General features: G+C 71.2%; 2 protein-coding genes. Both read left to right on the forward strand.

The window, feature by feature from the left end; genetic code table 11:
- Positions 1–99 precede the first annotated feature (99 nt).
- A complete protein-coding gene (locus VGD70_RS13035; protein WP_331081476.1) occupies positions 100–1,167 on the forward strand; it encodes a phenylalanine--tRNA ligase subunit alpha in 1,068 nt (355 codons plus the stop codon).
- Between the two features lie 3 nt (positions 1,168–1,170).
- Positions 1,171–2,610, forward strand: a 1,440-nt coding sequence (gene pheT / locus VGD70_RS13040; protein WP_331081477.1) for a phenylalanine--tRNA ligase subunit beta, incomplete at its 3' end; no start/stop codon positions are given.

Consider the following 2,610-nt stretch of genomic DNA (forward strand, 5'->3'; position numbering starts at 1 on the left):
TCGGGGCCGATCGCCTAGTATCGCCCTGCTACGCCGCGTGTCGGGCGGCGGAGCATTTCCGCCTATCCGCGACGGACCAACGGGAGCTGTCCACCAACCATGTCCGGAGCAAACGACCCGTACGACCCGAAGCAGGTCGCGGCGCTCGCGCCGGAGGCCCTCGACGAGGCCGTGCAGCAGGCGCTCAAGGCGTTCGACGAGGCCGCCGACCTGGACGCGCTCGCCGCGTCGAAGTCCGCGCACGTCGGCGACCGCTCGCCGGTACTGCTCGCCCGCCGGGAGATCGGCGCGCTGCCGCCCAAGGCCAAGGCCGAGGCGGGCAAGCGGGTCAACGAGGCCCAGAGCGCCATCAAGAAGGCCTACGACGCACGCCTGGTCGTCCTGCAGGCAGAGCGCGACGAGCATGTGCTCCGCGAGGAGTCCGTCGACGTCACGCTGCCGTGGGACCGCTACCCGCGCGGCGCACGCCACCCGATCACCACGCTGGCAGAGCGCGTCGGCGACGTCTTCGTGGCCATGGGCTACGAGATCGCCGAAGGCCCTGAGCTGGACACCGAGTGGTTCAACTTCGACGCTCTGAACTTCGGCAAGGACCACCCGGCGCGCACGATGTCGGACACGTTCTACGTGGCGCCCGCGGACTCGGGGCTGGTGCTGCGCACGCACACCTCCCCGGTGCAGGCCCGCTCGCTGCTGGAGCGGGAGCTCCCGGTGTACGTGGTGTGCCCCGGCCGCACGTTCCGCACCGACGAGCTCGACTCGACGCACACCCCGGTGTTCCACCAGGTCGAAGGCCTCGCGGTCGACAAGGGCCTGACCATGGCGCACCTCAAGGGCACCTTGGACGCGTTCGCGCGGGCCATGTTCGGCGAGAACTCCAGGACGCGGCTGCGCCCGCACTTCTTCCCGTTCACCGAGCCGTCCGCCGAGGTGGACGTGTGGTTCCCGGAGAAGAAGGGCGGCGCGGGCTGGGTCGAGTGGGGCGGCTGCGGCATGGTCAACCCGAACGTCCTGCGCGCGACCGGCGTCGACCCGGACGTCTACTCCGGCTTCGCCTTCGGCATGGGTCTCGAACGCACGCTGCAGTTCCGCAACGGCCTGCCCGACATGCGCGACATGGTCGAGGGCGATGTCCGCTTCACGCTGCCCTTCGGAACGGAGGCCTGACCGGTGCGCATTCCGGTTAGCTGGTTGACCGAGCACCTCGAGTTCGCCGAGGCGCCCACCCCGGAGGAGCTGGCCGACGCCTTCGTCCGGATCGGCATGGAGATCGACGACGTGCGCCCGCTCGGGCCCGTCACCGGTCCCCTCGTCGCGGGTCGCGTCGTCGAGATCGAGGAGCTCAAGGAGTTCAAGAAGCCGATCCGCTACTGCCAGGTCGAGGTCGGTCCCGGCCAGATCAACGGCATCGTCTGCGGTGCCACGAACTTCGTCGAAGGCGACACGGTCGTCGTGGCGCTGCCCGGCGCCGTGTTGCCCGGCGACTTCACCATCTCCGCCCGCAAGACCTACGGCCACACCAGCGACGGCATGATCTGCTCCGCTCGTGAGCTGGGCCTGGGTGACGAGCACTCCGGCATCCTGGTGCTGCCCAGCGGCACCGCGCAGCCCGGTGACGACGCCGTGGAGCTGCTCGGGCTGGACGACACCGTCCTGGAGATCACGCCGACGCCGGACCGCGGGTACGCGTTCTCGGTGCGCGGGCTGGCGCGGGAGATCTCCTGCGCGTTCGACGTCGCGTTCGGCGACCCGGCCGCCGTCGAGGTGCCCGAGGCCGAAGGCGAGGTCTGGCCGGTGCACGTCGAGGACGGGGCGGGCTGCTCCCGGTTCGTCGCGCGCCAGGTCAGCGGCGTGGACCCGACGGCGCCGACGCCGTGGTGGATGCGCAGGCGGCTGATGCTCGCGGGCATCCGCTCGATCTCGCTGCCGGTCGACGTGACCAACTACGTGATGATCGAGCTCGGGCACCCGCTGCACGCGTTCGACGCCTCGAAGGTGCAGGGCGGCCTCACCGTGCGCCGCGCTCACGCGGGGGAGAAGCTCACCACGCTCGACGAGCAGGTCCGCGTGCTCGACCCGGACGACATCGTGATCGCCGACGACACGGGCGTCATCTCGATGGCCGGTGTCATGGGCGGCGCGAGCACCGAGGTCGGCGACAACACCACCGACATCCTGCTGGAAGCGGCGATCTGGGACCCCGCGACCATCGCCCGCACCGTGCGCAGGCACAAGCTGCCCAGCGAGGCCGCGAAGCGCTACGAGCGCACGGTCGACCCGGCGTTGTCGCCGGTCGCCTTGGAGCGCGCGGCGAAACTGCTGCACCTCTACGGCGACGGCGCCATCAAGCCCGGCCGCACCGACGTGGGCACGCCCGCGTTGCCCGCCCCGGTGACGATGCCGATCGACCTGCCGGACCGCGTCGCGGGCGTGCGCTACGCCCGTGGCGTGACCGCGCGCAGGCTCGGGCAGATCGGCTGCCAGGTCGAGGTGACCACCGGCGACGACGGCGCGACCATGGTCACGGCCATCCCGCCGACGTGGCGCAGCGACCTCGTGCAGCCCGCCGACCTGGTGGAGGAGGTGCTGCGGCTGGAGGGGTTCGAGACG

This window comes from Actinophytocola sp., from assembly GCF_036402745.1.
Taxonomy (GTDB): Bacteria; Actinomycetota; Actinomycetes; order Mycobacteriales; family Pseudonocardiaceae; genus Actinophytocola.